The following is a 360-nucleotide window of genomic DNA, read 5'->3' as shown; positions in this document are numbered from 1 at the left end:
TGATCTCGGCGTTGTCCGCGAGGGCCTTGGGCGTGCCGTCCTCGTTCTCGTAGGCGTAGTCGATCTGGTTGACCAGGCCCTGATAGGTGGCGACACCCGAGTCGTACCAGGCGGCATCCGAGTTCTCGACGAACTCCGCACCCGCGGCGAAGTAGTCCTCCCACGTGGCGTCCTCGCCACCGAGCAACTCGGCGACCGCGTCGGGCTCCGACGGAAGACCCGCGTCATCCAGGAGGTCCTGGCGGTAGCAGATCGCCTCCGGGCCGATGTCGGTCCCGTAACCGATCAGCTTCCCGTCGGCAGTCGTGGCCTGCGCCACCTTCCAGTCCACCCAGCGCCCCTCGAGCTCCGGGTCGGCCA

The 360-nt window shown here is 68.1% G+C and carries 1 pseudogene; it reads right to left on the bottom strand.

The features are described from left to right. Nucleotides 1-360: pseudogene (locus tag IIE03_RS00600) on the bottom strand (carbohydrate ABC transporter substrate-binding protein); the annotation flags it as partial.

This window comes from Myceligenerans pegani (genome assembly GCF_014892515.1).
Taxonomy (GTDB): Bacteria; Actinomycetota; Actinomycetes; order Actinomycetales; family Cellulomonadaceae; genus Myceligenerans; species Myceligenerans pegani.
Note: the sequence above shows the minus strand (reverse complement) of the source record. Positions and strands in the feature narration are given on the sequence as shown.